Consider the following 25157-nt stretch of genomic DNA (forward strand, 5'->3'; position numbering starts at 1 on the left):
ATGGTGGATCCGAAGCATACCGGGAAGTCGGCTGTTATGGCCCGTTGGTCAAGCGGTTAAGACGGCGGCCTCTCACGCCGCAAACGGGGGTTCGATTCCCCCACGGGTCACCAAAAAAGGTTGACAGACGGTGGAAGGTATGATATAACAGAAGAGCGGCACAGAGATGTGCAGTTCAGATAGTGCGTGTTAATGGTGACGAGGGTACACCTGTTCCCATCCCGAACACAGTAGTTAAGCTCGTTTACGGTGACAATACTTGGCTGGCGACGGCCCGGGAAGATAACGCAGCGCGCACACGGACGGCAGCAACTTCGGTTGCTGCCGTTTTTCATTTTTAGCAGGCGCAGTTCTTGTATGGAGGACTGCGCCTGCTGCATGTTCGGGGGAGGTAAAAGGGTTTGAACCGTATCCGGCCCGCCCAAGCCGGCTTTTTTTACAGAGTGGTGCAGCACTATATCTTGTGGTATCGGAAATGGTCGTCCGAGATGGGATAGTCGGCCAATCCTGCACAAGTTGCACACAGGGTTTTGCACATTGGCGGGTTGTCCACAGGGCATTGTCCCCAGTGTCCACATGCTCATTCAGTGAAAATTCAGTGAAAGCACCAAGAAAAAACACTGCTTTTCTGCGCATTGACCAAATCGCTCCGCGCCCCTTGACATTGCTCGCTTATGGCAGTAAAATAAAGAACATAGGCACAATATATGGTGCGGTTTTGCAGAGCAACTACGAAATTTAGTGACTGTGTGATACAGTAATCAATCGATAAGGAGCGTACAGCGGGTTATGATTCAGCAGATTATCAAGCGGGATGGGCGTCATGCCCCCTTTGAGATCGAAAAGATCGCAGCGGCGATCTTTGGTGCGGCGCAGGCTTCCGGCGGTCAGGATTATGAGATGGCGCGCAGTCTGGCGGAGCAGGTTGAAAAGGTGCTTGAGCAGTCTGCCGGAGATCAGATTCCAACGGTGGAGCAGATACAAGATACAGTGGAGAAGGTGCTGATCGAAAGCGGTCATGCACGTACGGCAAAAAAGTATATTCTGTATCGCAATGAACGTACGCGTGTGCGCGAGATGAACACGCGGCTGATGAAGGTGTATGAAGATCTGACTTTCCAGTCTTCGCTCGAAAACGACGTAAAGCGTGAAAATGCCAACATCGACGGCGATACGGCAATGGGTACCATGCTCAAATATGGATCGGAAGGCGCCAAGCAGTTTTATGAAATGTTTATCCTCGACCCGGCGCATGCGAAGGCTCACAGAGACGGTGATATCCATATTCATGATTTGGATTTTCTGACGCTGACAACGACTTGCTGTCAGATCGATCTGCTCAAACTGTTTGATGGCGGTTTTTCGACTGGGCACGGTTTTTTACGTGAGCCGAATGATATCCGCTCGTATGCAGCACTGGCCTGTATTGCGATACAGTCCAATCAGAACGATCAGCACGGCGGTCAGTCGGTGCCGAACTTTGATTTTTCAATGGCGCCCGGCATTCAGAAGACTTTCCGCAAGCTGTTCCGTGATAATCTGGCTAAGGCACTGGAGGTATTCGGTGCGGACGAGAATAATGAGGTCGATGCACGGGCGCTGACCGAACAGGTGGAGCGCCGGACCGGTAAATGGGCTTGCCTCGCCGGCGGAAACGGTTATGATGAAGCAATGGGTGAGGCGCTGGCCGAGACAATGGATGCGGATACAGTGCAGCGCTGCCTGCGTTTTGCCCGCAAGTATGCGGATAAAGAGACACGCAAGGCGACTTATCAGGCGATGGAAGCACTGGTACATAATCTGAACACCATGCATTCGCGCGCAGGTGCGCAGATCCCGTTTTCTTCGCTTAATTACGGCACGGATGTATCAGCAGAGGGACGTTTGGTGACCGAACAGCTCCTGCTTGCCACAGAAGCCGGTTTGGGCAATGGAGAGACACCGATTTTCCCGATCCACATCTTCAAGGTGAAGGAAGGGGTCAATTATAACGCTGGTGATCCCAACTATGATTTGTTTAAGCTGGCGTGCCGCGTTTCGGCCAAGCGCATGTTCCCGAATTTCTCTTTCTTGGATGCGCCGTTCAATAAGCAGTATTACAAGCCGGGTCATCCGGAAACCGAAGCGGCTTATATGGGATGCCGTACCCGCGTGATCGGCAACCGCTATGATCCGGCACGGGAGATCGTAAACGGCCGCGGCAACTTGTCGTTTACCTCGGTCAACCTGCCGCGGATCGCAATCCGCAGTCATGGTGATATTGACTGGTTCTTTGAAGATCTGGATCGTAAGATCGATTTGATTATTGAGCAGCTGCTCGAGCGTTTCCGGATCCAGTCGGGGAAAAAGGTGCGCAATTATCCCTTCCTGATGGGAGAGGGCGTGTGGCTGGATTCCGAAAAACTGGGACCGGATGATACCGTCGGTGAGGTGCTCAAGCACGGCACGCTGACCATGGGCTTCATCGGCTTGGCGGAAACGCTGAAAGCATTGATCGGCAAGCATCACGGGGAAAGCGACGAGGCGCAGAATCTCGGACTTGAGATCGTCAGCCACATGCGGCAGCGGATGGATCAGGCGGGCGAAAAATACGGCCTGAACTTCTCGCTGATCGCAACGCCGGCAGAGGGTCTGTCCGGCCGCTTCGTTAAGCTTGACCGGGCGCGTTACGGATTGATTGAAGGCGTGACCGACCGTGATTATTATACCAACTCATTCCATGTGCCGGTATATTATTCAATCGGCGCATTCGATAAGATCATGCGCGAGGCACCTTACCATGAGCTGACCAATGGCGGCCATATCAGCTATATCGAGCTGGATGGTGACCCGACGCAGAATCTGGAGGCATTTGAGGCGGTTGTGCGTGCGATGAAGGAAGCCGGCATCGGCTATGGCGCGATCAACCATCCGATCGACCGTGATCCGGTCTGTGGCTATACCGGCATCATCGGTGATACCTGTCCGCGCTGCGGCCGGCATGAAGGGGAGGGCGTACCGCTTTCCAAATTGCACAAGCTCGGCCTGTACAAGCATTTGAACAGTACGACGATCGGCTACCACGGCGATCCCGCCGAGGAGGCAGACCGTCAGCCCAATACATTGCAGATCGTTAAGGATTAAAGAAAGGAAGCGTACTACGATGGAAGAAAAGGTAATGCAGGAGCAGTTGATTGGAGAAGGCGTCGGCTTTGAGCGGATCCGCCGTATTACGGGCTATCTGGTTGGCACGCTGGATCGTTTCAATAATGCCAAGCGCGCGGAGGAGCATGACCGCGTGAAGCACAATGTGTCCTGCTGTTCGTTCGAAGAGGAGCATACTGCGTAATGGAGGGCGTGATACGCATTGCGGGTACAGTCGGGGAGTCCATCGTGGACGGCCCCGGCTTCCGCTATACGGTGTTTACACAAGGATGTCCCCACCACTGTCCCGGATGCCATAACCCCCAGACGCATGATTTCGCAGGCGGCAGGGAAGTGGAACTGGATGTCTTGCTGCGCGATATCTGCCGCAATCCACTGGTCAGCGGCGTGACCTTTTCCGGTGGTGAGCCATTTTGTCAGCCGGAGCCGCTGTATGCGCTGGCAGTGGAGCTGAAGAAGAAAGGCAAGCATCTGATGGCTTACTCCGGTTACACCTTTGAGCAGCTGATGGTGTTGGAGAACCCGGCGGTGCGCCGGTTGTTGGAGCAGTTGGATCTGCTGGTGGATGGGCCGTATCTGGAGGCGGAGCGCAATCTGGAGCTGCGCTTTCGCGGCAGCAGCAACCAGCGCGTGCTGGATGTGCCTCAATCGCTGTTGGCGAATGCTCCGGTGTGGGACGAACGATACCGGTAAAGCGAATATTCCTCCCGCGGATATGAGCTGATTTGTTTTGCAGGGCTTATATCAAAACAGTGATAAAACCACTTGCAAGAATACGGAGGTCAGGATGGCGTTTGATTTTAAGAAAGCGTACCGGGAGTTATATCAGCCGAAACCGGAACCGGGGATCGTCACAGTGCCGAAGGCCAATTATATCGCAGTACGCGGCAAAGGCGATCCGAATGAAGCGGGCGGCGCATACCAGCAGGCAATCAGTGTGCTGTATGCGGTTGCCTACACTTTGAAAATGAGCTACAGGAATAGCTATGCCATGCAGGGTTTTTTTGAATATGTCGTTCCGCCGCTGGAAGGGTTTTGGAATCAAGCGCATATGGAGGAGGGCATAGATTATGCCAATAAGGCATCCTTTTGCTGGGTCTCCGTCCTTCGGCTTCCGGATTTTGTGATGAAAAAGGATTTTGACTGGGCGGTGGAAACGGCGGCAAAAAAGAAAAAGCTGGACTGCTCTGCCGCTGAATATCTGACCATTGATGAGGGTTTATGCGTTCAAATGATGCATTTAGGCCCATTTGATGATGAACCGGCAACGGTCGCACGCATGGATGCATATGTAGCGCAAAATGGCTATGTAAATGATATGGGCGCGGACAGATGGCACCATGAGATTTACCTGTCTGATGTAAAGAAGGTCGCGCCGGAAAAGTATAAAACCATTATCAGACATCCCATACGGAAAGCTTGATATAACCATAGTCTGGAGGACTCCGTGGGTATGGATGGCGAATGTCAGGCCGCACGACTGCGAGCTGCCGCTTCCGTGAAGAGAAAAGAAGCCGGTCTATGATCGAGAGATCATAGACCGGCTGTATTGTATTCGAGTCCTGCCCGGAAGGGGCGGGACATTTTATTTTGACGGCTGTTCCGCAGCAGCGGGGGCGGTGTCTGCCGCAGGGGAGACCGCAGCTTTTTTGGGTTCGGGTTTATCGATCGCACAGATGATATGGGGGATCTGCTTGTCCTGATAGGCTTTATTGAGCTGTCCGACCGGTTTCATCTCGCACTTGGCGGCAACGCGCAGGGAGGCCAGATTGTTCGGCCGGATGGATGCGATCACACGCCGGGTATCCAGTTTATCAAAGGCATATCGGATGCTGGCCTGTGCACATTCTGTGCCATAGCCCTGATTCCACAAATCGCGGCGTACGATGTAGCCCAGTCCGATGGCGGTTTCATCAGCATAGAGACATTCCACCAACGGACCGGCCAGTGCGACCAGCTCGCCGGTTTCGCGGCTCAGTGCAGCGAAATAGCCGCAGTGATCCTCGTGATAGCGGCGCAGCATATCCGCGATCCAGTCGATTACTTCTTCGTGGGAAAAACCGTGCTCCCATGCATACATGGTTTCGGCATCCTGCAGGATAGGGGCGATGAGTGAAAAATCATCTGCCCGCAGGCGGCGGAAACGAAGACGCTCGGATTCCATTTCAAACAGCTGAAGATTTTCTTCCATTTTTATATTCTCCTTTCCTGCTGCGGCTAAGACCGCAAACAAATCTGTCCGGTCGTGAGAACCGGGCAGGAACGCCGGGGCGTTCCGAATGATTTCCTGTATGCCGCATCGGATGCGCGGAAATATGCTGTGCCGTGCGGAAACAGGGAGATAAGCAAAGCGGCAGTGCGGCTGACAGCCGCACCGGGGGCTGCCGAAAAAGATTATTTTTTCAACAGCCTACGTTTGGACTTTACCAAACAAGGATGGGAAAAGTTTTCATACGCAAACTTTTTCTCTCTCAAAGTATGAAAAGTCAGGCACATGTCCTGACTTTTCATGCAGTTGTGATGCAAATACTGCAATATCCGCTTCTGAGAATGCGTGGTATAGGGATTACTTGGTGCCGAAGATCCGGTCGCCGGCATCGCCCAGACCGGGTACGATGTAGCCGTGATCGTTGAGCTTTGCGTCGATTGCAGCAACAAAGATATCAACATCCGGATGCGCCTTCTGCACGGCGGCAACACCTTCCGGGGCGGCAATCAGGTTCATCAGCTTGATGTGCTTGACGCCGCGGCGCTTGAGGCCGTCGATTGCGGCAACAGCCGAACCGCCGGTTGCCAGCATGGGGTCAAGCAGCAGTACATCGCGGTCCTGAATGTCGTTAGGCAGCTTGCAGTAGTATTCGATCGGCTGCAGGGTTTCCGGGTTGCGATACAGACCGATGTGGCCGATCTTGGCTGCGGGAATCATTTCCAGCATGCCGTCCACCATGCCGAGACCGGCACGGAGAATGGGGACAAGTGCGATCTTTTTGCCCGAAATCACCTGCACACGTGCTTCGGAAACCGGCGTTTCGATCGTGATCTCTTTCAGCGGCAGGTCGCGTGTGGCTTCGTAGCACATCAGCATGGCGATCTCACGGGTCGCCTCGCGGAATTCCTTTACACCGGTGGTTTTATCACGCATCAGGCTGAGCTTATGCTTGATCAGCGGATGATCCATTTCATGAACGGTAGCCATAGTCATAATCTCCTTTATATCTGGTTGGATTGCTGCTGCCCGGAAAGCCGTTTGAGACGCTCGCGCTCGGCCTGCGGACGTCGCAGGTAAAATGCATCAAGCATCTGCGGGGAACAGGCTTGTCCTCCTTGCAGCAGCGGGAGCGCAGCGGCTGCAACACCGTAGCCGCCGGCAAAACGAAGCTCGGGCGGTGCGGGCCGCAGGCTGGGGCAACTCTCTTTAAGAGTATTATAACATAGATCTGCACCGTCTCCAACCAGAAAATACGGAGTGCCGCCGATTTCTTCCCCCAGCTCGGTCAGCTTAAGTGCGCGGTCCGCGCACAGGCGGCGGGGCGTCAGATCTTCTACTGCGAATAAAGCGTTGTAAACCTGACCGGCACGGGCATCCATTACGCAGCAAAGGGCAGCACCCAGTGCGCGGGCGTTCCACGCCATGGCTTCCAGTGTAGAAACACCGATGCAGGGCTTATCTGTGCCGAGAGCAAGCCCTTTTACGGTTGCAACGCCGATCCGCACGCCGGTGAATGAGCCGGGGCCGTGCGCCACCGCAAATGCATCTATGCTGCTGAGCGGTACGCCGCAGCCGGCAAGAAGGTTTTCTGCGAGCGGCAGCAGGGTGCGTGAGTGGGTCAGCCCGCAGTTTTGAAAGGATTGTGCGATTAAGATATCATCCTCAGTCAGCGCAACAGAAGCGGAGACGGAGGAGGATTCAAAGGCAAGGATCTTCATGGGTGCACCTCCTGGATGGTGAGGGTGCGGTCGTTTTCCGCAGCACCGTATGCTATGTGCACAGTGGTGTACTGTTCCGGCAAAAGACCGGCGGCGTTTTCGCTCCATTCGATCAGTACGATGCAGCTTCCGTTCAGGTATTCGTCAAAGCCGATCTCAAACAGGGCGTTGCTGTCCAGAATGCGGTATAAATCAAAGTGTACCACGCGGCCGGCAGGTGTATCGTATTCATTGGCGATGGCAAATGTCGGGCTGGTCACGCGGCCGGTATAGCCAAGCCCGTGCAAAACACCGCGGGTAAACGCGGTTTTTCCTGCGCCGAGATCGCCTGAAAAGGCGATCACATCGCCGGGATGGAGCGAGCGGGCAAATTGGGCGCCAAGCGCTTCGGTCTCCTCCGGGGAATGGGTGATATAATTCATGGGAACCCCTTTTCTTATCTGTTCGATTACCCGTCTATCATATCACGGCGGGGCAAAAATGGCAAGACGGGGAAAAAGCCGGCGAGCGTCGGTTTGGGGATAAATATTCCGGCGGCAAGCTGTTTTGGCACAAAAGGTGACAAAACGGTGACTGCTGCAGGATGGGATTGCCAAGCGGGGCAGCGGCTGTTATACTGGTTTCAAAGAGCAGGAGAGGGGATGGAACAAATGAAAAAACAGATTCGGCGGGCGCTTGGGGCGCTGCTTCTGTGTGCGATGACCTTGCCGTGCGCAGGTGCAGTCAACTGGGGATTGTGGTACGGCAACGGCGTCAACCAGCCGCCGAGCGGAGAGGACAGCGTGCAGACCCTGTCACAGTACGGTGCCTATTATATGGGCAGCGCAGCGGATAAAGTGCTGTATCTGACCTTTGACTGCGGATATGAAAATGGCAATACGGCAAAAATTTTGGATACATTGAAGAAGCACCATGTGCCTGCGGCGTTTTTTGTGGTCGGCCATTATCTGGATGCCGCGCCCGCGCTCGTTCGCCGCATGGCAGCGGAGGGACATCTGGTCTGCAACCATTCGGCTCAGCATCCGAATATGACCCGTGTCAGCCGTGCGCGTTTTGTCAGTGAGCTGGAAAGCCTGCAAACCCAGTATACCGCGCTGACCGGGCGCAGGCTGTCGCCGTTTTTCCGGCCGCCGGAGGGGGCGTATACGCATGAAAGCCTGCGCTGGGCACAGCAGCTCGGCTATCATACAACGTTGTGGAGCGTAGCATACGCGGATTGGGATCCGGCGGCACAGCCGACGTACGCGAGCGCGCGGAAAACCCTGCACAGCCGTGTCCATAACGGTGCAATCATACTGCTGCATGCAGTTTCCTCTACTAATGCTGCAATTTTGGATAGTCTGCTCACGGAATGGAAAATGCAGGGCTACACCTTTGCGGCACTGAGTGCGCTGCCCGGGCTGCCGCAGCCGACGGTTTCCGCACTGCCGAACCCGGCGCCGTTTACTGTGGCGGGACAGCCCGTCGTGCCGACGGCATTTTTGATCGAAGGAAATAATTATATCAAGCTGCGCGACGCGGCGCAGATGCTGACCGGTACGGAAAAGCAGTTTGCAGTATCGTATGATGCGGCGACCGGTGCGGTCGGGCTGCACCCCGGACAGGCGTATGAGGCGCTGGGCACCGAGCTGACCGGCGTGCGCGACGCGGCTGTGGTGCAGGCGGCGCCCGGTGCATCGCAGATCACACGGGATGGGACGCCGCTGTCGCTGACTGCGTATCTAATCGATGGGGAAAACTATATTAAGCTGCGGGATCTGGCGCAGGCGCTGGACTGCGGCGTATCCTATGACAGTGCAACATGCGCGGTTGGGTTGGAACCGTCCCAGCCGTACCAAACATCGAACTGAACGCAGGAAAAAGCCGTTCCGGCCGGAACGGCTTTATTCTTCCGCCTATAAGATACAGTTATTGGAACTGCACAAGGATCAAGTAAAATTTTGGATACTATTCATATTGAAAAATGGGACGCATTTATAATATATTGCTTATAAGAGATAGGCGGTGCACAGCTTATTTTGATGGTTTGGAAACTGAGTTGGAAGAGTTTGAGGGGAGCGGAAGTAAAATGAAATATACAAGAGCGCGTCGGTTGCTGGCTGTTCTTATGTCGATTTGTATTTGCATAGGTTCGACCACCCCTGCATTTGCTGCACATACCGATGATTTTGTGGTTCCTCAAAACGGTTTTTTTGCTACAATCGACCCCGAATTAGAGCAGGCGTACCGCACTTATTCAAGTATTGCGGAAAATCGGAATCGGTATACAACCGTATCTCTTGAAGATTTTATTTCGCAATATAATAAAACACTTTACCGTTCGGTAAACAAATATCTGGATCATTGTGTTGCGCAACTATCGACTTGTAAAAAACTAAGTGATGTACAAGCTGAGGATGCGGCGCGGCAGGCAAGAGCGTCGATGATGGCGCTTCAAAGGCCGGAGCTTCGTGAGTCATTGGAGGATAGATGGTGGCATAATGTTTCTACACTGCCCAGAGCAGTTACATATGGCTCCCGATATAATTTAGTGGGCACAGCAATCAAAGGTGATTTGGTTTATGAAAGAGCGGGCGGGGGCGGATTTACCGGACATACGGTTTTAGTTGCTGGCACATTTTATTCTGATAAATATGATCAATATTATATAAAATCTTTTGAAGCAATCCTGAGTGGCGTTTCTCATGGGATTCTGTGCGATGAGCGATTTGTGTCTCAAAAATCTTCTTTGGATCGGCCTACCCTACCAGATGCGTCCACTATGATAGCCGCGGTTGAGTGGGCTGAAACGCAGGACGGTAAAGATTATCACCTCGCAAGTCCTAGCACCGATATTTCACAATCCCGTGAAAATTGGTACTGTTCGCTGTTGGCGTATGCTTGTTATAAGGCACAAGGGATTTCTCTTTGCACCAGACCCGCCGTTGGGTATGTGACACCTGCAGCGATCCATAATGGAAATGTTTCCACGCTTCGTTCTTACTGAGGGAGCAGTTACGATGCATGAAAAACTGGTGTTGCGGGTTATCGCAACCGTGCTGACCATTGTTGGTGTGGGTTATTTTCTGGTCGCGGTGAATAGCCCGCAATGGGCCGGGATATTTGACGGAATTATTCATGACCCGGACGTTCGTTGGACTGCCACATGGGGTCTGTACATCCATTATCTTGCAATCACGATTTTTTTCTGGGTAGCGTCTTTTGTTGCCAAACGAAAGTGATCGGAGCACACAGAAAACTCATCGCGCACTAACAGATGCGCGGCGGATTGTGATATCATCATCCCGCTTGCCGGATAGTGCTGACGAAAAAGCCGCCCATTCGGGCGGCTTTTTCGCTGTGATTGTTGAAAAATCAGAACAGGCCGGTGATCTTTCCGTTGTTGTCTACATCGATCTTTTCCGCAGCCGGTACCTTGGGCAGGCCGGGCATGGTCATGATCGCGCCGGTTTCCACCACTACAAAACCTGCGCCTGCGGCCAGACGCACCGAGCGCACGTTGACCACAAACTCGGTCGGACGGCCGAGCAGCGCCGCGTCGTCGGACAGGGAATACTGGGTCTTGGCGATGCACACCGGCAGATGGCCGTAACCCATTTCGGTGATGTTGGCGAGTTCCTTGTGTGCCGCCGGGGCGATGGTCACGCCGAGCGCACCGTAGATATCCTTGGCGATTTTACGGATCTTATCCTCGAGCGGAAGCTCGTCCTCGTACAGCATATGGAAATCTGCCTTGCCTTCATCCAGAACAGACAGAACTTCGTTTGCCAGCGCCTCGCCGCCTTCGCCGCCCTTGGCGAATACTTCGGACAGGGCCACGCGCACGCCGCGTGCGGCGCAGTGCGCACGGATGAAATCCATTTCCTCCGCCGTGTCGGATGGGAACGCATTGATCGCTACAACGACCGGCACACCGAACTTTTTCATGTTATCCAGATGCGCGTCCAGATTGCAGATACCGCGCTCCAGTGCGGTAAGGTTGGGGGTATTCAGCTCGGCCTTGGGAACGCCGCCGTTGTATTTGAGCGCGCGCACCGTTGCCACGATGACCACGCAGTCGGGGGCAAGGCCGGCCTTGCGGCACTTGATGTCCATAAATTTCTCTGCGCCGAGGTCAGCGCCGAAGCCGGCTTCGGTAATGGCGATATCGGACAGCTTAAGGGCAAGCTTGGTTGCCTGCACTGAGTTGCAGCCGTGCGCGATATTGGCAAACGGGCCGCCGTGCATCAGGCAGGGGGTGCCTTCAAGCGTCTGCACCAGATTGGGCTTAATGGCGTCGCGCATCAGTGCGGTCATAGCGCCTTCGGCGTGCAGGTCGTGCGCGTAGATCGGCTCGCCCGCATAGGAGTAGGCGACCAGAATATCGCCGAAACGCTTTTTCAGATCTTCCAGATCTGCTGCCAGACACAGGATCGCCATGATTTCGCTGGCAACCGTGATCATGAAGTGGTCTTCGCGCGGAACACCGTTGACCTTGCCGCCCAAACCGATGGTGATGTTGCGCAGGGCGCGGTCGTTCATATCCATTACGCGGGTGAAGATAACGCGGCGGGGGTCGATCCCCAACGCATTGCCCTGCTGCATGTGGTTATCCAGCATAGCGCACAGCAGGTTGTTGGCCGCAGTGATGGCGTGCATGTCGCCGGTAAAGTGCAGGTTGATATCCTCCATCGGCACAACCTGTGCATAGCCGCCGCCGGCAGCGCCGCCCTTGATGCCGAATACCGGACCGAGCGAAGGCTCGCGCAGTGCGATCATCGCTTTTTTGCCGAGCCGTACCATGGCCTGCCCGAGGCCGACGGTCGTGGTGGTTTTGCCCTCGCCGGCGGGGGTGGGGTTGATGGCGGTGACCAGTACCAGTTTGCCGTTCGGCCGGTCCTGCACCTTGCCCCATACATCGGCGGATAATTTGGCTTTGTACTTGCCGTAAAGCTCAAGGTCGTCTGCGTCCAGCCCGGCGGCAGCGGCGACCTCGGTGATCGGGCGCATTTGGCAGCCCTGTGCGATTTCGATATCAGACAGCATAACAGTTCCTCCCGTGCATTTGATTGCACTGCTATTATAGCAATGTTCTGCCAAGTTTTCCAGCATTACCGGCGAAAATTTTGCCGAAATTGTTACTCGAAATAGCGCGCTTCCTGTGGTAAAATATAAGGTAATCGAAATCTTGAAGCAAGGAGGGCCGGCATGGATGTTTTGAAGTCCGTCGGGCATTATATTAAAAACACCGATCTGTATTTGATCGTTCTTTCCCTGCTGTGCACGGGGTACGGCATGGTGCTGATTTATTCGGCTACACTCAACCCGGTTACATGGCAGGATGGCAGCACCCGCAACCTGTTTGTGCAGGGGGCAGCGGTGGTGATCGGCTTGGGCGCATTTGTTATTATGAGCCTGATTGATCTGGAGACCATGAGCGGTTGGTGGAAAATTTTTGTGCTGGGTAATATCGGCCTGCAGATGCTGCTGTTTACCCCGCTCGGCATCGAGTTAAATGGTCAGCGCGCTTGGCTTGATCTGGGCGTGACCAGCCTGCAGCCGGGCGAGCTGGGTAAGCTGATCTTTATCTTTACGCTGGCCGCCCATATTTCCGAGATCCGCGAGCACATCAGCGAGTGGCGCGGTCTGTTTGTCATCGGCCTGCACACCCTGCTCATGATGGGCGCGGTGGTTATCAGCTCGGGGGACACCGGTATGGCGATCCAGTATTTGATGATTGCGGTCATCATGCTGTTTGCGGCCGGACTATCGCTCAAGTGGCTGGCGATCGGCGGGGTGCTGGGCATCATCAGTGTGCCGGTGCTGTGGAATTTTGTGCTGCAGGGTTATCAGATCACGCGTATCCTCGTGCTGTTTGACCCGTCGATCGATCCGGAAGTTTCCCGGCAGACCACCTACGGCAAGATCGCTATCGGCTCAGGGCAGATCTCAGGGCAGGGGCTGACACAAGGCACAATGACGCAGATGCAGCGTGTGCCGGAGAACCAGACCGACTACATTTTTTCGGTAGCGGGGGAAGAACTGGGGCTGATCGGCTGTATGCTGATCATTCTGCTCCTGACGCTGCTCATCCTGCGGCTGCTTTATATTTCCTACCGCGCTTCGACGAGCTTTTCCGCTTTGCTGGCGGTGGGAGTAGCCGGTATGTTCCTGTTCCAGACCTTTATGAATATTTTTATGAATGTCGGCCTGCTGCCGGTTATGGGATTGACGCTTCCGTTTTTCTCCTACGGCGGTACTTCGGTGGTGACGATGTACGCTGCGCTCGGGATCGCGGCGGGCGTCCGGATGCGAGAGAAGCCGAGTTGGCTGCAATAACTCACGGAAAAGCAGGACGGTGCTTTCTGCCTGCCGGCATGGGGTAATGCCAAATGAAGTTGCATATGAAAAAATCCGCCTTTTGGGCGGATTTGAGACTGTCGAAAAACTTCGTTTTTCCGACAATCTATGTTTGGACTACGCCAAACATGGACGAGTAAAAAGTTCCTATGCAGAAACTTTTTCTCTCTCAAAGTATAAAAAGTCAGGCACATGTCCTGACTTTTTATGCATTTGCGCTGCAAATGCTGTTTTATGCGCGCTGCCACGTGTATTGTGTGCATCCCCATTGACAAAATACTTTTTTGACAAGCTAAAATCCGCCTTTTGGGCGGATTTTTTATGTGATGTACCGGTCTGTCTGCCGGTTGCCGATCATCCGGCATTATCGCCTTCTTCGACGCTGGTAGTTGGTGTTTTTGTAACGGGAGCGCATCTGCTGCCGCTGCCGGCGGCGGCGCATCCCGCCGAACGTCAGGTTGAACAGGATGTACAGCACAAGGAATACTGCCAGCACGATCAGGATGATTTTGAAAACCGACCCTTGGAAAAAATGGCTGAGCTTGTCCGAATAATAAAGCACACGGCTGAGCGTTACATCATTCAGGGCAACCAGCTCGACCGTGCCGTAGCTGGTACCGTTGTAGGAGTAGGTGATGCTGCCGACAACATCGCCTGCGCTGATGGGTGCATCTACACTTTCGGGGATATTTGGCTCAATCGTGAGCGTATCCAGCTCCAGATCCTTGGGCAGCAGTGCAACCAGATCGTTTTTAACCGTCAGCACCAGCTCGTCCGTATCCGTGGAAAGGCGCACCGCGGTATGCGCCAGTGCATCGCCTTGATGCGCCAGCGTTTTGGAGGTAAAGTTTTCAAAACCCCACTGGAACAGCGCCTTGGTATCGGTAAAGCTGGCGGGGATCTCGTGGTAGGCAAGCGAATGGTCATCGCATCCCATCACAACCGAATACAACTTGGCATCTCCGTATTCCGCATAGCCGACAAAGCAGTTGCCCGCCTGCGAGGTGTTGCCGGTTTTTACGCCAAGGCAGCGGTTGTAGGCATATTCCGCATAGGAGCTGAGGATCAGCTTGTTGGTGGTTAAGATGGTACGTTCTTCGTGCATATTGGTTTTTGCCATGCGGTGCTGCACGGTGGATACGATATCGCGGAAGGTTTCGTCCTGCATGGCGGCGTAGGCGATTTTATACAGGTCGCGTGCGGTGGTATAGTGGTCATCCCCGTGCAGGCCGCAGGGGTTGGAAAAATGCGTGCCGGTACAGCCAAGCTCCTGTGCACGCTGGTTCATCAGGTTGATGAATTCCTCATACGTGCCGCCGACATGCCGGGCCAGCATATACGCGGCCTCGTTGGCGGAGGGCAGCATGAGCGCATACAGCAGATCTTCCACAGTGACGCGCTCGCCTTCCTTGATGTTAGCGGTGGAGCTGTCCGCCGAAAGGAGCTCGAAGTCCGAGGCTTCGGCGGTAACCGTTTCGTTCAGGTCGCTCACACGCTCGAGCGTGATCAGCGCGGTCATGATTTTGGTTGTGGATGCCGGGAAGCGGCGCTCATCCGCATTTTTCTCATATAGCACCATGCCGGAATCCGGGCTGATCAGCAGGGCGGCTTCGGCGTTGGTTGCCGGCGCGTCGGAGCCGGCGGCAATAACGTTGGTGCTGTTGGTCGCGCCCGGCCGGGCAGTATCTTTGCCATTTTCGCCGGTACCGTCTTGCTCGCCGGTATCGGTTTCGGCAGAGACGGAGGTGTCGTTTTCGTCCTCCGGCGCGGCAAGGGCGCACGGCAAGGGTATCGTGGTAAGCAGCAGTACGGCGCACAGCGCCAGCGCAGGTATGCGGCGCAGCAGGTCATTTGGTTTCATCATTATCCCCCAGTGAGAAGTCAGCATCGGTAAAATGACCGCGCAGCGCTGCCGGTTTGGGCGGTATACGGCGCAGCGGATCATAGCGGAAGGCGCGGCAGTGATCGGCGCCGTCCACGACGCCGCGCCGCCGGCAGACGATGCGTTGTCCATCCGCTAATGGCACACCGTGCGCACAATATGTGCAGCGTGGTTCGATATCTTTTCGCAGCAGCTTTTTCAGCCTCATGCGGGGGTCACTCCCATCTGTTTGATCAGGGCTGTACGAAGAAAAGTGTATAGCCCGTATACTGTGACCCATTATACCGTATTTTCCGCCCTTTTTCCAGTGTAAATTACAAACAGTATGGTCGCTCCGGCAAAAACAGCCGGAAGAACGGGGGGTACGGCAGCCGGAGGACAGTTGGGGGCAAAAACGGTCAGTGCAGTGGGCGACAGGCGGCAGATTCCCGCGGTAAGTGCTGCGGCGATTGCACCGTGCAGCAGCTTGGCAGCAGTCAGCCCGGTGACCGGAAGGCCGCAGGGCGCGGCAATCGCCCGGATCTGGAAATGCACAGCCAGACCGCCGAAGCCCAGCAGAAAGGAACATAGCGTCAGCCGTGCCCCGGCAGACAGCGGCAGGGACGGCATAAGCATCAGGCCGCGCGTCAGTTCGATCAGTCCGGGAGCGATAGAGCCGCCGGGCAGCAGGCCGAACAGTGGGTTCAGCAGCTGCAGCAGGATGGAAAAGGCGGTGAGAAAAGCGGTTACAGTCAGAGCAGTGGCAGCCGCCTGCTGTACAGCGGCGCAGAAGGCGGCTGCGAAGCGCTCATGCGGGGCGTGGACGGCAGAAGCGGGAGGGCGTGCTGCTGCGCTGTCCTGACGGGCGATAATCAGTCCGGTAAGGGCGGCAGCCAGCAGATGGATGCCGTACAGCAGTGCGCCGGTACGTGCGCTGCCGCATACATGCAGGCCGACCAGCCCGATGCAAAATCCCGGACTGGCACAGTTGCAGAAGGTGTTGACGCGCGCCCCGTCCTCCGGGGAGAGCCGTCCCTGCCGAACCAGTTCTGCGGTTGTAGCCGCACCGACCGGATAACCGCCGGTCCAGCCGAGCAGCACGGCGGCTGCCGCTTCCCCCGGCAGACGGTACAGCCGTGTGAGCGGGCGTGCGGCCAGACGGCTGAGCACATCTGCTGTACCGCTGCGCACGAGCAGAGCCCCGCTTAGGAAAAAGGGGAACAGCGCCGGCAGGGCGGTATGCGCGGCAAGGGACAGACCATCGTGCACCCCTGCGGCGCAGTCGGCGGGACGCAGCAGAAAAACAGCGCACAATACAACGGTCAAAAACAGATTCATGCCGATCACCTCGATAAAAGAGCCTATGCCGGGCAGGCAAGTTTGATGACCGTGCCGCATACAATGGCGGGGACAGAGGAGGGATCACATGGGTATGGAGGGTCTTGGCGCAGAACTGCTGGAGGAGCTGCACGGCGGCGGACGGCCGCGCGTGGAGATCATCGGCAACAGCCGGGTGGTGGTGGAAAACCACCATGGGATTCAGGAGTACGATGAAAATGTGCTGCGTGTCAAGTGCAGCGGCTGTGAGGTATGCATTATGGGGAGCGGGCTGGCGCTGGCTGCGCTCTCGCTGGATGAACTGGCGGTGACGGGTACAATCGTATCCGTGGCGTATACCACGGCGGAGGAACGCGCATGATCGGCAGGCTTTGGCTGCTGGCACACGGGCAAGTGCGTGTGCGGGTGACAGGGGCGAGCCTGCCGCGCTTTCTCAACCTGTGTGCCCGGCACAGCCTGATCTTGCGCCGCATGAAACGCACGGCGTGGAATGAATTGTATGCGACCCTGTCGGTCGGGGATTTCCGCCGGCTGCGGCAGCATATGGGGCGTACCGGCTGCCGGGTGCATATCGTGCGGCGGCAGGGCGCCCCTTTCTGGATAGAGCGCCTGCGTCCCCGGGTCGTATTGTGGGGGGGTCTGCTGCTATTGATTGCGCTGTACGGGGTGATGTATACCCGTCTCTGGGCGATCGAAACCCGGATCGATCCTCGTCTGCCGGCGGCGGAGATCATGTGTCAGCTCGATACACTGGGCGTGCGGATCGGTGCGCCGCTGCGGGCGATCGATGTACCGGCGATCCGCTGGCGCATGCTGCAATGGCAGCCGGATATCACGTTTTTCGCGCTGAATATACGGGGGAACAGCCTGACGGTTGAGGCTGTGGGGCGGAAAACACCGGAAGAACTGCTGGATCAGGACGCGGTCGTCAAAGTGGTCGCATCCCGCAGCGGTGTGGTGCGCACGGTCCGCGCGCTTGAAGGGCAGCCGGTGGTGCAGCCGGGGGATGCAGTATCCGTAGGGGATACGCTGATCAGCGGGCTGGTGCCGCCAACACGCGAAGGAGGCGGGTATCATTTGGCGCATGCGCGCGGGACGGTGGAGGCGTATACTGCGCATACGGTGCAGGCGGCGCGCCCTTTGCAGATGGCGAAAAAACAGTATACCGGTAAGGTGCGGCGGCAATATGCGCTGGTTATGGGAAATAAACGGTTAAATTTATATATTGGGAGTGGAATTGCAGGGGGGACTTGTGATAAAATAATAGAAACGCGAACCCTGCGCTTATCCGACAGCGTGGTGTTTCCGGTTTCGCTTGTCATACAGTCCTTTGCATTTTATGAACGCGAAACGGCAGCGCAGACCGTGGATGCGGTGCGTGGACAGATGCTCTCCCGTGCGCTGGGCGCTGTAACGGAAGAGATAGACGGTACGGTGACGGATCACACCGAAACGCTGTGCGAGGAAAATGGCGCGGCGGTATTGCGGATGACCGTGCATGCGGTGGAGCAGATCGGCGCGGAAGCATTGGATGACAGCACGATCCCGGAGGAGACGGCAGAGGATTTGCCGTAAGTATAGAGAAACAGGTAGAAGGAAAGCAGGGAAAGAATCATAGAACAGACGATACAGATAGAGCAGACCGAACTGCTGATGGCAGTCTTTGGGGCATTTGATGGCGAGGACGCGCCGTAAAACAGGCGCGGAAGCGCCTGCGCGTCCGAGTTCACGCGGCGGCGAGCGAGTTCAGAGCGAGCCGTAAAAAGTTGCCGGCGGCAGGTTTTTAGCGTGCGGGGAACGGAGCAGGGCGGCAGAAAAAGATAAAGGAAAGCAGGGAAAGAATCATAGAACAGACGATACAGATAGAGCAGACCGAACTGCTGATGGCAGTCTTTGGGGCATTTGATGAAAACATCAAGCTGATCGAACGTGAGCTGGGTGTCTCCGTGATCAGCCGGGGAACCGAGCTGAAGCTGACGGGAGAGGCGGCGGAGGTCGATCTGGCGGCGCGCACCATTGGTGCGCTGCTGTCGATGGCCGGCCGCGGCGAGGCGATCGGAACCCAGACCGTGCAGTACGTGATCGGTCTGGCGCGCGATGGGCGCGAGAGTGAAGTGCATACCATGAGCCGGGATGTGCTCTGCATCACGGCTAAAGGAAAGCCGGTCAAAGCTAAAACACTGGGACAGAAAAAGTATATGGAAGCGATCCGGAAAAACACGATCGTGATGGGCGTCGGCCCAGCGGGTACCGGCAAAACCTATCTGGCGGTTGCGGCGGCAGTTGCGGCGTTTCGGGATAAACGGGTCTCCCGCATTATCCTGACGCGTCCAGCGGTCGAAGCAGGCGAAAAGCTCGGCTTTTTGCCGGGGGATCTGCAGAGCAAGGTGGATCCTTACCTGCGTCCGCTGTATGACGGCTTGTTTGATATGCTGGGGGCGGAAAATTTCGCCAAATATCAGGAGCGCGGTTCGATCGAGGTAGCGCCGCTGGCCTATATGCGCGGCCGCACGCTGGATGACAGTTTTATCATTTTGGATGAGGCGCAGAACACCACGCCGGAGCAGATGAAAATGTTCCTTACCCGGTTGGGGTTCGGCTCACAGGCAGTCATTACGGGCGATATTACGCAGGTCGATCTGCCGGACGGCAAACAGTCCGGTTTGAAAGAGGCGCTGCGTGTGCTGAGCGGCGTGGAAGGGATCGCCCAGTGTTACCTGACAGAAAAGGATGTGGTGCGCCATGAGCTGGTGCAGCGCATTGTAAAGGCCTATGCGGAATATGAAAGCCGGAAGGGGAAAGGGAAACCGCCGGAGAACCGGCATCCCGCCTTGCGGCGAAAAGGGGGATAAGCAGCGGTGAAGCACCAGATCAACATTGGGTTTGATACCGAAGTGGAGGATGCACCGGCGGTCAGCGATCTGATCCGCACCTGCGCGGAGCGTGTACTGGCAAGCGAACAGGTGCCGTTTGACGCGGAAATCGACGTTACGGTTGTGGATGCACAGACCATCCGGCAGATGAATGCGGAATACCGGGACAAGGACGCAGTGACCGATGTGCTTTCTTTCCCGATGTATGCGTTTTTGAACGGTGTGCCGCAGGAGGAACCGGAGCCCGAGCCGGATTCCGGCTGTGTGATGCTGGGTGATATGATTCTGTGCTACACGCGTGCGGTCGAGCAGGCGGCGCAGTTCGGTCATTCCCCTGCGCGGGAGTGCGGCTATCTGACGACACATTCGGTGCTGCATCTGCTGGGATATGACCACGAGCGGGGAGAGGCGGACACGCGCCTGATGCGCGCCAAGGAGGAGGACAACCTTTCCTTCCTCGGCCTGACAAGAGATGAGCCATGAAGAAAAATATCCGAAAACTGCATGAGAGCTTGCTGCACGCCTTTCGCGGGCTGGGGCTGTGCATCCACGGAGAACGCAACTTCCGCGTGCATCTCACCGCGGCGTTTTACGTTACGGTATTTGCGCTGATGGGACGCGCCGGTGCGGTGGAAGCGGCCTGCCTGTGTATTTGCTTTGGGCTTACCATGGGCGCGGAGCTGATGAATACTGCGATCGAGCGGCTGTGCGACCGGCAGGCCAGCGGATACGATGGTTTTGTCCGCAATGCCAAGGACATTGCGGCGGCAGGCGTGTTCATCTGTGCGGCGGCCTGTGCGGCGGTGGGCGTGTGTATTTTTCTGGGGCGCGGAGTGCTGTGGGCCGCGCTGGCGTTCCTGACAGCTCATGCATGGGTAGCGGCGGTGCTGCTGGCAACTGTACCGGCGGCGCTGTGGTTCGTGTTCCGGTACGGAAGGATTCAATGAAGAGCGATAGCAACAGAGTAAGAATAATGGAGAATACAATGAGTAACATCACAAAAACTGCGGTCGTTTCTGTGGTCGGCCGCCCGAATGTCGGCAAATCCACGCTGACCAACCGGTTGGTGGGGCAGAAGGTCGCAATCGTATCGAATAAGCCGCAGACCACGCGTACCCGTATTACGGGGGTGCTGAGCCGCGGTGAGACCCAGTATGTTTTTCTGGATACGCCCGGCCTGCACAAGCCCCGCTCCCGGCTGGGGGATTACATGTGCAAGGTCGTAACGGATACGGTGTCCGAGGTGGACGTGGCGGCGCTTGTGGTTGAGCCGATCGCCAATATCGGTCCGGCGGAGGAAAGCCTGATTGCGCAGATCAAGCAGCACCATATGCCTGCAATTCTGGTCATCAACAAGATTGACACCCTGCCCAAGGAGGAATTGCTTGCGGTGATCGCCCTCTATGCGCAGGCGCATGACTTTGCGGCGATCATCCCGGTCTCTGCCCGCACGGGGGAGGGGCTGGACGATCTGCTGCACGAGATCGACCGGTTTTCGATCGAGGGGCCGCAGCTTTTCCCGGAGGATATGGTGTCCGACCAGCCGGAACGCCAGCTTGTTGCGGAGATCGTGCGCGAAAAGATGCTGCGCCTGCTTGATCGTGAGGTGCCGCATGGTGTGGCGGTCGGCATTGAGCGCTGGCACGAGCGGGAGGATGGCCTGATTGAGATCAACGCGGTCATCTATTGCGAAAAGGCCAGCCATAAGGGCATCATCATCGGCAAGCAGGGTAAAATGCTGCGGGAGATCGGGCAGCAGGCGCGCGGGGACATCGAGCGCATGCTGGATGCCCGTGTCTTTTTGGAGCTGTGGGTCAAGGTCAAGGAGGGCTGGCGCAACAACCAGTATCAGATGCGCAACTTCGGCTACGAGGAGTCCTGAATGGCGGAGGTCAAGCTGCGCGCCCTTGGTTTGCGGGAAGTGGCTTTTGGTGATGATGACCGCTATCTGACCGTGCTGACCGAGGATGGCCGCAAAGTTGAAATTTTATGTAAAAACGCGCGGCGGGGGAAAAAGCAGAACCCTGCCGCGCGGCAGTTTTGTTATTCCGCCTTTGTCCTGTCCGAGCGGGGCGGGCGCTACACGCTGCGTGAGGCGGATGCGGTGCACTCGTTTTTCGCGCTCGCGCAGGATATCGAACGCTATGCGCTGGCGTGCTATCTGGCAGAGGTTGCAGCAGCGCTCACCACGCCGGATGAGGATAATCCCGCCGTCTGCCGGTTGCTGCTGCATGCGTTGTATGCGCTTGAAGGGAAGAAACGGGCACCGGCGCTTGTTAAGGCGGCGTTTGAATGGCGCGTGATGGCGGAAAGCGGTTATGCACCCGATCTGTCGTGCTGCGCGGTGTGCGGACAGGTGATCGAACAGCCGCCGGTCTGTTTTTCGGTTCGTGCCGGTACGGCGGCGGACGAGAAGTGTGCGCACCGCGTCGGCGGGTATGCACGGCTGGCGGATGCCGCGTTGCGTGCGTTGGTGCATGTGCTGACCTGTGAGATATCGAAAACCTATGCCTTTGCGCTGACCGGTCCGGCAGAGGGGCAGTTCGGCCGCATGGCGGAGGATTATGTGCAGTATCATCTGGGGCGCGGGTTTGAAAGCCTGCGGTTTTACCAGACGGTGCTGCTGCCGCCGGAAACCGCGCGCAGGAACAAGCCGCCTGCGCTGTAAGGGCGGACGGCGCGGGTGCGCACGTTGTATCGACCGCTGCAGGCACCGGCGTTTCGGCCGGTTTGCCGCGGATGAACAAAAACTTTTGTGCGATGCAGGAGTGAAATATGAATAAATTAGGTGAAAAATCCTTAAAAACACTGGAATATTACGAAATACTTGACCGGCTTGCGGCGCAGGCCGCATCGGATGCAGCAAAGGAGAAGTGCCGTGCGCTGCGCCCGCTGGATGACCGGGAGCAGGCGCAGATCCGGATGGAGCAGACGACCGATGCGAAGAACCTGATGATCCGGCAGGGCAGTCCGGCCTTTGGCGGGATTCGTGCGGTGGGAGCGATCCTGTCACGCGCGGAACGGGGCGGTACGCTTAACCCACGTGAGCTGCTTGCAGTGGCAAGCCTGCTGCAAACTGCCCGGCGTGCATTACTGTATGATGCAGAACATGAAGAAAAAACAACGCTCACGCCGGTTTTTGGTTTGCTGAGCGGCAACCGCGTGTTGGAAGAATCTATTACCACAGCCATCGTTTCCGAGGAGGAGATTGCGGACGGCGCCAGCCCGGAGCTGTTGTCTATCCGGCGGGAGCTGCGCCAGATCTCGGGCAAGGTGCGCGAGACGCTCAGCCGTATGATCTCGGGCGAGCGGGCCAAGTATTTGCAGGAGACGATTATCACACAGCGAAACGGGCGCTTCGTGGTGCCGGTAAAGGCTGAACACCGGGGGGATATCCCGGGGCTGGTGCATGACACCTCCTCCACCGGTGCGACGGTGTTTGTCGAGCCGCAGCAGGTTGTCGAGATCAACAATCAGATCAAGGTGCTCGAAGGCCGCGAGGAAGCTGAGATCGAGCGGATTTTGGCGGAACTTTCAAACGAGGTCGCCCTGTACAAAGGCGCGATCGAGCAGGATTACGACGCGCTGACCACGCTGGATTTTATTTTTGCGCGCGCCAAGCTGTCGTTCGAGATGAATGCCGCGCCGCCGGTGCTGGCAGAGGGCAAGGGGCATTGCCGTCTGCTGCGTGCACGTCATCCGCTGCTGGATAAAGACAAGGCCGTGCCGATCGACATTGCCATTGGGCAGGAATACGATACATTGGTCATCACCGGCCCGAACACGGGCGGCAAAACCGTTTCGCTGAAAACGCTGGGGCTGCTCAGCCTGATGGCGGCTTCCGGTCTGCATATTCCGGCAAATGAGCAGTCGGAAATCAGCCTGTTTGAGCACGTATATGCCGATATTGGGGATGAACAGAGCATTGAACAGTCGCTGTCCACCTTCTCTGCCCACATGAAGACGATCGTATCCATTATGGACTGCTGCGGGCCGAACGATCTGGTTTTGTTTGATGAGCTGGGTGCGGGCACCGATCCGGTAGAAGGCGCGGCGCTGGCAGTTGCGGTGATCGGCTATGCGCGGCAGATGGGCGCGTGCGTGGCTGCCACGACCCATTATGCGGAGCTGAAAACCTTTGCACTGACGACCGACGGCGTGGAGAATGCGTCCTGTGAGTTTGATGTGCAGTCGCTGCAGCCGACCTATCGTCTGCTGACCGGTATTCCGGGCAAATCCAATGCGTTTGCGATCGCGGCGCGGCTGGGGCTGTCGCCGACGATCATCGAGCGGGCGAAGGAGCAGGTTTCTACCGAAGATGCCCGGTTTGAGGACGTGCTGGCTGAGCTGGAACGCGAACGCCGCCGCGTGGAACAGATGAAGGATGAGGCGCAGAAGATGCGTTCGGCTGCGCAGTCCGAGCGGGATAAAATGCGCGCCGAGCGGGACGCGGCCGAGGAACGCGCGGATAAGCTGTTGGAGGGCGCGCGCAGTCAAGCGGACCGCATTTTGAAGGATGCGCGTATGACGGCGGAAACCGTGTTCGACGAACTGGAAGAGATGAAAAAAAAGGTGCAGAAAAAAACGGCGGATCACAATCTTGCTGCGGCCAAGGCAGCGCTGCGCGGTGTCATCACACAGACGGAGAATGAACAGCGGCGCGGTGTGCGCAAGCGCGTGATCGAAGCGGACGAGCAGCGGCCGGTGCGCAAGGGCGACCGGGTACGGCTGCTGAACGTTGGCGGGGTGCTGGCGGATGTACTGGCGCCTGCGGACAAAAACGGCAACGTGCAGGTGCAGGCCGGTCCGATGAAGATGACGGTGGGACAGAATGAAATCCGTTTGGTGGAGGAAAAACAGCCGGCGAAAAAGCCTGCACCGCAGCCGCGGCGCGATGCGCCCCGGCGGGAGCTGAATCTGCGCTCGGCGGAGAGCGAGGTAGATGTGCGCGGCATGAGCGCGGAGGAAGCGCTGTTCGAGGTGGATAATTTCCTTTCCCGTGCAATCATGGCGGGGCTGCCGTCGGTAACGGTGATCCACGGAAAGGGCACCGGGGTGCTGCGGGGTGCGGTACAGCAGCATCTGCGTGCGAACAAGCGTGTCAAAAGTGTGCGAAGCGGCGTTTACGGCGAAGGTGAGCAGGGCGTGACAATCGTGGAATTGCGGTAAAATTATCCGACGAAGGGGATGAAAACAGGGATTCATGGCAAAATGCTGAGATTCTTCTGACTTTCGGATAAAAATTCATTGAAAAAGCAGACGGCAGGGGCGTAAAATGCCCTTGACGAAACAGATAAAAAAGGATAGACTATATTTATCGGATTTGAAAAATAGGAGCGATGCAGATATGTTTTCGAAAGAGGTACAGGTTACCAATCAGGTAGGCTTATATGCCCGTCCCGCAACTTTTTTTATTCAGAAGGCAAATGAATTCAAGTCGACGATTCTGGTAGAGAAGGAAGAGCGCCGCGTAAACGCGAAGAGCCTGCTCGGCATTCTTTCCCTTGGCATCACCAAGGGCACTACCATCAACCTGATCGCAGACGGCCCGGATGAGGAAGAGGCTGTTTCCGCGCTGGTTGAGCTGATCACGTCCAACTTCACCGACTAAGTTATCGCATCCTGCGAAAGCGCCGATTGTGAGATCGGCGCTTTTTTAATCGGTATAGACGGAT

24 protein-coding genes, 1 tRNA gene, 1 rRNA gene and 1 pseudogene are annotated in these 25157 nt (G+C 56.5%); 19 read left to right on the forward strand and 8 right to left on the reverse strand.

Going from position 1 to position 25157, the window contains the following annotated elements:
- Positions 1-38: 38 nt before the first annotated feature.
- The 6 genes and pseudogenes from T363_RS0105525 to T363_RS0105550 all read left to right on the forward strand — a co-directional run bounded on the left by T363_RS0105525 (position 39) and on the right by T363_RS0105550 (position 4567).
- Positions 39-113, forward strand: a tRNA-Glu gene (locus T363_RS0105525).
- Positions 114-182: 69 nt separating this feature from the next.
- Positions 183-299 (forward strand): 5S ribosomal RNA (rrf, locus tag T363_RS0105530).
- A 490-nt stretch (positions 300-789) separates the two neighbouring features.
- On the forward strand, positions 790-3123 hold the full coding sequence (locus T363_RS0105535; RefSeq protein ID WP_031474033.1) for an anaerobic ribonucleoside triphosphate reductase: 2334 nt from the start codon (positions 790-792) through the stop codon (positions 3121-3123).
- A gap of 67 nt (positions 3124-3190) precedes the next feature.
- Positions 3191-3328 (forward strand): annotated as a pseudogene (nrdD, locus tag T363_RS0105540) (anaerobic ribonucleoside-triphosphate reductase); the annotation flags it as partial.
- Positions 3328-3837, forward strand: coding sequence for an anaerobic ribonucleoside-triphosphate reductase activating protein (nrdG, locus tag T363_RS0105545; RefSeq protein ID WP_034971785.1), 510 nt, complete (start codon positions 3328-3330; stop codon positions 3835-3837). The pseudogene nrdD and the gene nrdG, both read left to right, overlap by 1 nt.
- 94 nt (positions 3838-3931) lie before the next feature.
- Positions 3932-4567, forward strand: coding sequence for a GyrI-like domain-containing protein (locus T363_RS0105550; RefSeq protein WP_031474039.1), 636 nt, complete (start codon positions 3932-3934; stop codon positions 4565-4567).
- A 162-nt stretch (positions 4568-4729) separates the two neighbouring features.
- Here T363_RS0105550 and T363_RS0105555 read toward each other — a convergent pair whose 3' ends face one another.
- The 4 genes from T363_RS0105555 to tsaE all read right to left on the reverse strand — a co-directional run bounded on the left by T363_RS0105555 (position 4730) and on the right by tsaE (position 7493).
- Entirely contained in the window at positions 4730-5335 is a 606-nt protein-coding gene (locus T363_RS0105555) for a GNAT family N-acetyltransferase (protein WP_051643114.1), read from the reverse strand.
- A gap of 375 nt (positions 5336-5710) precedes the next feature.
- The gene (gene upp, locus T363_RS0105560; RefSeq protein ID WP_031474043.1) at positions 5711-6340 is read right to left on the reverse strand and encodes a uracil phosphoribosyltransferase; all 630 of its coding nucleotides are present in this window, start codon (positions 6338-6340) and stop codon (positions 5711-5713) included.
- Positions 6341-6354: 14 nt separating this feature from the next.
- Positions 6355-7071, reverse strand: coding sequence for a tRNA (adenosine(37)-N6)-threonylcarbamoyltransferase complex dimerization subunit type 1 TsaB (gene tsaB / locus T363_RS0105565; RefSeq protein WP_031474045.1), 717 nt, complete (start codon positions 7069-7071; stop codon positions 6355-6357).
- Positions 7068-7493, reverse strand: coding sequence for a tRNA (adenosine(37)-N6)-threonylcarbamoyltransferase complex ATPase subunit type 1 TsaE (gene tsaE / locus T363_RS0105570; RefSeq protein ID WP_031474047.1), 426 nt, complete (start codon positions 7491-7493; stop codon positions 7068-7070). The genes tsaB and tsaE overlap by 4 nt, the downstream gene beginning before the upstream one ends.
- A gap of 228 nt (positions 7494-7721) precedes the next feature.
- On the opposite strand from tsaE, the gene T363_RS15060 reads away from it, so the two are divergent.
- From T363_RS15060 to T363_RS0105580, 3 genes are all read left to right on the forward strand, one after another.
- Complete coding sequence (locus T363_RS15060) at positions 7722-8921, forward strand: polysaccharide deacetylase family protein (RefSeq protein ID WP_078096929.1); 1200 nt, start codon at positions 7722-7724, stop codon at positions 8919-8921.
- A 218-nt stretch (positions 8922-9139) separates the two neighbouring features.
- Positions 9140-10057, forward strand: a complete 918-nt coding sequence (locus T363_RS15995) for a C40 family peptidase (protein ID WP_154658748.1) — start codon at positions 9140-9142, stop codon at positions 10055-10057.
- Positions 10058-10070: 13 nt separating this feature from the next.
- A complete protein-coding gene (locus T363_RS0105580) occupies positions 10071-10292 on the forward strand; it encodes a hypothetical protein (protein WP_031474051.1) in 222 nt (73 codons plus the stop codon).
- A gap of 133 nt (positions 10293-10425) precedes the next feature.
- Here the strand turns inward: T363_RS0105580 and T363_RS0105585 are convergent, their stop codons facing one another.
- Positions 10426-12096 (reverse strand): formate--tetrahydrofolate ligase, encoded by a 1671-nt coding sequence (locus T363_RS0105585; protein ID WP_031474053.1) that lies wholly within the window; start codon positions 12094-12096, stop codon positions 10426-10428.
- Positions 12097-12258: 162 nt separating this feature from the next.
- Between T363_RS0105585 and T363_RS0105590 the strand changes: the two genes are divergently transcribed.
- Positions 12259-13389, forward strand: a complete 1131-nt coding sequence (locus T363_RS0105590; RefSeq protein ID WP_031474055.1) for an FtsW/RodA/SpoVE family cell cycle protein — start codon at positions 12259-12261, stop codon at positions 13387-13389.
- Positions 13390-13774: 385 nt separating this feature from the next.
- On the opposite strand, the gene T363_RS0105600 is transcribed toward T363_RS0105590, so the two are convergent.
- The 3 genes from T363_RS0105600 to T363_RS0105610 form a co-directional block, all read right to left on the reverse strand.
- The gene (locus T363_RS0105600) at positions 13775-15271 is read right to left on the reverse strand and encodes a D-alanyl-D-alanine carboxypeptidase family protein (protein WP_051643116.1); all 1497 of its coding nucleotides are present in this window, start codon (positions 15269-15271) and stop codon (positions 13775-13777) included.
- Positions 15258-15500, reverse strand: coding sequence for a hypothetical protein (locus tag T363_RS0105605; RefSeq protein WP_031474059.1), 243 nt, complete (start codon positions 15498-15500; stop codon positions 15258-15260). Before T363_RS0105605 ends, T363_RS0105600 begins: the two co-directional genes overlap by 14 nt.
- 71 nt (positions 15501-15571) lie before the next feature.
- Positions 15572-16609: a hypothetical protein gene (locus T363_RS0105610; protein WP_031474061.1), complete on the reverse strand. Its 1038-nt coding sequence runs from the start codon at positions 16607-16609 to the stop codon at positions 15572-15574.
- An 88-nt stretch (positions 16610-16697) separates the two neighbouring features.
- On the opposite strand from T363_RS0105610, the gene T363_RS0105615 reads away from it, so the two are divergent.
- The 9 genes from T363_RS0105615 to T363_RS0105655 all read left to right on the forward strand — a co-directional run bounded on the left by T363_RS0105615 (position 16698) and on the right by T363_RS0105655 (position 25093).
- Positions 16698-16970 carry a YabP/YqfC family sporulation protein gene (locus T363_RS0105615; protein WP_031474063.1) on the forward strand — a complete coding sequence of 91 codons (273 nt, stop codon included), beginning with the start codon at positions 16698-16700 and terminating at the stop codon, positions 16968-16970.
- Positions 16967-18184, forward strand: a complete 1218-nt coding sequence (locus T363_RS0105620; protein ID WP_031474065.1) for a sporulation protein YqfD — start codon at positions 16967-16969, stop codon at positions 18182-18184. The genes T363_RS0105615 and T363_RS0105620 overlap by 4 nt, the downstream gene beginning before the upstream one ends.
- Before the next feature lie 266 nt (positions 18185-18450).
- Positions 18451-19461, forward strand: coding sequence for a PhoH family protein (locus tag T363_RS0105625; RefSeq protein ID WP_051643117.1), 1011 nt, complete (start codon positions 18451-18453; stop codon positions 19459-19461).
- Positions 19462-19467: 6 nt separating this feature from the next.
- Entirely contained in the window at positions 19468-19965 is a 498-nt protein-coding gene (ybeY, locus tag T363_RS0105630; protein WP_031474069.1) for an rRNA maturation RNase YbeY, read from the forward strand.
- Positions 19962-20429: a diacylglycerol kinase gene (locus tag T363_RS0105635; protein ID WP_051643118.1), complete on the forward strand. Its 468-nt coding sequence runs from the start codon at positions 19962-19964 to the stop codon at positions 20427-20429. The genes ybeY and T363_RS0105635 overlap by 4 nt, the downstream gene beginning before the upstream one ends.
- Positions 20430-20467: 38 nt before the next feature.
- Complete coding sequence (gene era / locus T363_RS0105640; RefSeq protein ID WP_034971789.1) at positions 20468-21364, forward strand: GTPase Era; 897 nt, start codon at positions 20468-20470, stop codon at positions 21362-21364.
- Positions 21365-22150 (forward strand): DNA repair protein RecO, encoded by a 786-nt coding sequence (recO, locus tag T363_RS0105645; RefSeq protein ID WP_031474075.1) that lies wholly within the window; start codon positions 21365-21367, stop codon positions 22148-22150.
- A gap of 107 nt (positions 22151-22257) precedes the next feature.
- Positions 22258-24651, forward strand: a complete 2394-nt coding sequence (locus T363_RS0105650) for an endonuclease MutS2 (protein ID WP_031474077.1) — start codon at positions 22258-22260, stop codon at positions 24649-24651.
- 178 nt (positions 24652-24829) lie between these two features.
- Entirely contained in the window at positions 24830-25093 is a 264-nt protein-coding gene (locus T363_RS0105655; protein WP_031474079.1) for an HPr family phosphocarrier protein, read from the forward strand.
- Positions 25094-25157 lie beyond the last annotated feature (64 nt).

The sequence above is a fragment of the Agathobaculum desmolans ATCC 43058 genome (genome assembly GCF_000701665.1).
GTDB lineage: Bacteria > Bacillota > Clostridia > Oscillospirales > Butyricicoccaceae > Agathobaculum > Agathobaculum desmolans.

Coding starts and splice junctions, on each gene's coding strand:
- T363_RS0105535 (WP_031474033.1), top strand. CDS start 790: ATGATTCAGCAGATTATCAAGCGGGATGGGCGTCATGCCCCCTTTGAG.
- nrdG (WP_034971785.1), top strand. CDS start 3,328: ATGGAGGGCGTGATACGCATTGCGGGTACAGTCGGGGAGTCCATCGTG.
- T363_RS0105550 (WP_031474039.1), top strand. CDS start 3,932: ATGGCGTTTGATTTTAAGAAAGCGTACCGGGAGTTATATCAGCCGAAA.
- T363_RS0105555 (WP_051643114.1), bottom strand. CDS start 5,335: ATGGAAGAAAATCTTCAGCTGTTTGAAATGGAATCCGAGCGTCTTCGT.
- upp (WP_031474043.1), bottom strand. CDS start 6,340: ATGGCTACCGTTCATGAAATGGATCATCCGCTGATCAAGCATAAGCTC.
- tsaB (WP_031474045.1), bottom strand. CDS start 7,071: ATGAAGATCCTTGCCTTTGAATCCTCCTCCGTCTCCGCTTCTGTTGCG.
- tsaE (WP_031474047.1), bottom strand. CDS start 7,493: ATGAATTATATCACCCATTCCCCGGAGGAGACCGAAGCGCTTGGCGCC.
- T363_RS15060 (WP_078096929.1), top strand. CDS start 7,722: ATGAAAAAACAGATTCGGCGGGCGCTTGGGGCGCTGCTTCTGTGTGCG.
- T363_RS15995 (WP_154658748.1), top strand. CDS start 9,140: ATGAAATATACAAGAGCGCGTCGGTTGCTGGCTGTTCTTATGTCGATT.
- T363_RS0105580 (WP_031474051.1), top strand. CDS start 10,071: ATGCATGAAAAACTGGTGTTGCGGGTTATCGCAACCGTGCTGACCATT.
- T363_RS0105585 (WP_031474053.1), bottom strand. CDS start 12,096: ATGCTGTCTGATATCGAAATCGCACAGGGCTGCCAAATGCGCCCGATC.
- T363_RS0105590 (WP_031474055.1), top strand. CDS start 12,259: ATGGATGTTTTGAAGTCCGTCGGGCATTATATTAAAAACACCGATCTG.
- T363_RS0105600 (WP_051643116.1), bottom strand. CDS start 15,271: ATGAAACCAAATGACCTGCTGCGCCGCATACCTGCGCTGGCGCTGTGC.
- T363_RS0105605 (WP_031474059.1), bottom strand. CDS start 15,500: ATGAGGCTGAAAAAGCTGCTGCGAAAAGATATCGAACCACGCTGCACA.
- T363_RS0105610 (WP_031474061.1), bottom strand. CDS start 16,609: ATGAATCTGTTTTTGACCGTTGTATTGTGCGCTGTTTTTCTGCTGCGT.
- T363_RS0105615 (WP_031474063.1), top strand. CDS start 16,698: ATGGGTATGGAGGGTCTTGGCGCAGAACTGCTGGAGGAGCTGCACGGC.
- T363_RS0105620 (WP_031474065.1), top strand. CDS start 16,967: ATGATCGGCAGGCTTTGGCTGCTGGCACACGGGCAAGTGCGTGTGCGG.
- T363_RS0105635 (WP_051643118.1), top strand. CDS start 19,962: ATGAAGAAAAATATCCGAAAACTGCATGAGAGCTTGCTGCACGCCTTT.
- era (WP_034971789.1), top strand. CDS start 20,468: ATGAGTAACATCACAAAAACTGCGGTCGTTTCTGTGGTCGGCCGCCCG.
- recO (WP_031474075.1), top strand. CDS start 21,365: ATGGCGGAGGTCAAGCTGCGCGCCCTTGGTTTGCGGGAAGTGGCTTTT.
- T363_RS0105650 (WP_031474077.1), top strand. CDS start 22,258: ATGAATAAATTAGGTGAAAAATCCTTAAAAACACTGGAATATTACGAA.
- T363_RS0105655 (WP_031474079.1), top strand. CDS start 24,830: ATGTTTTCGAAAGAGGTACAGGTTACCAATCAGGTAGGCTTATATGCC.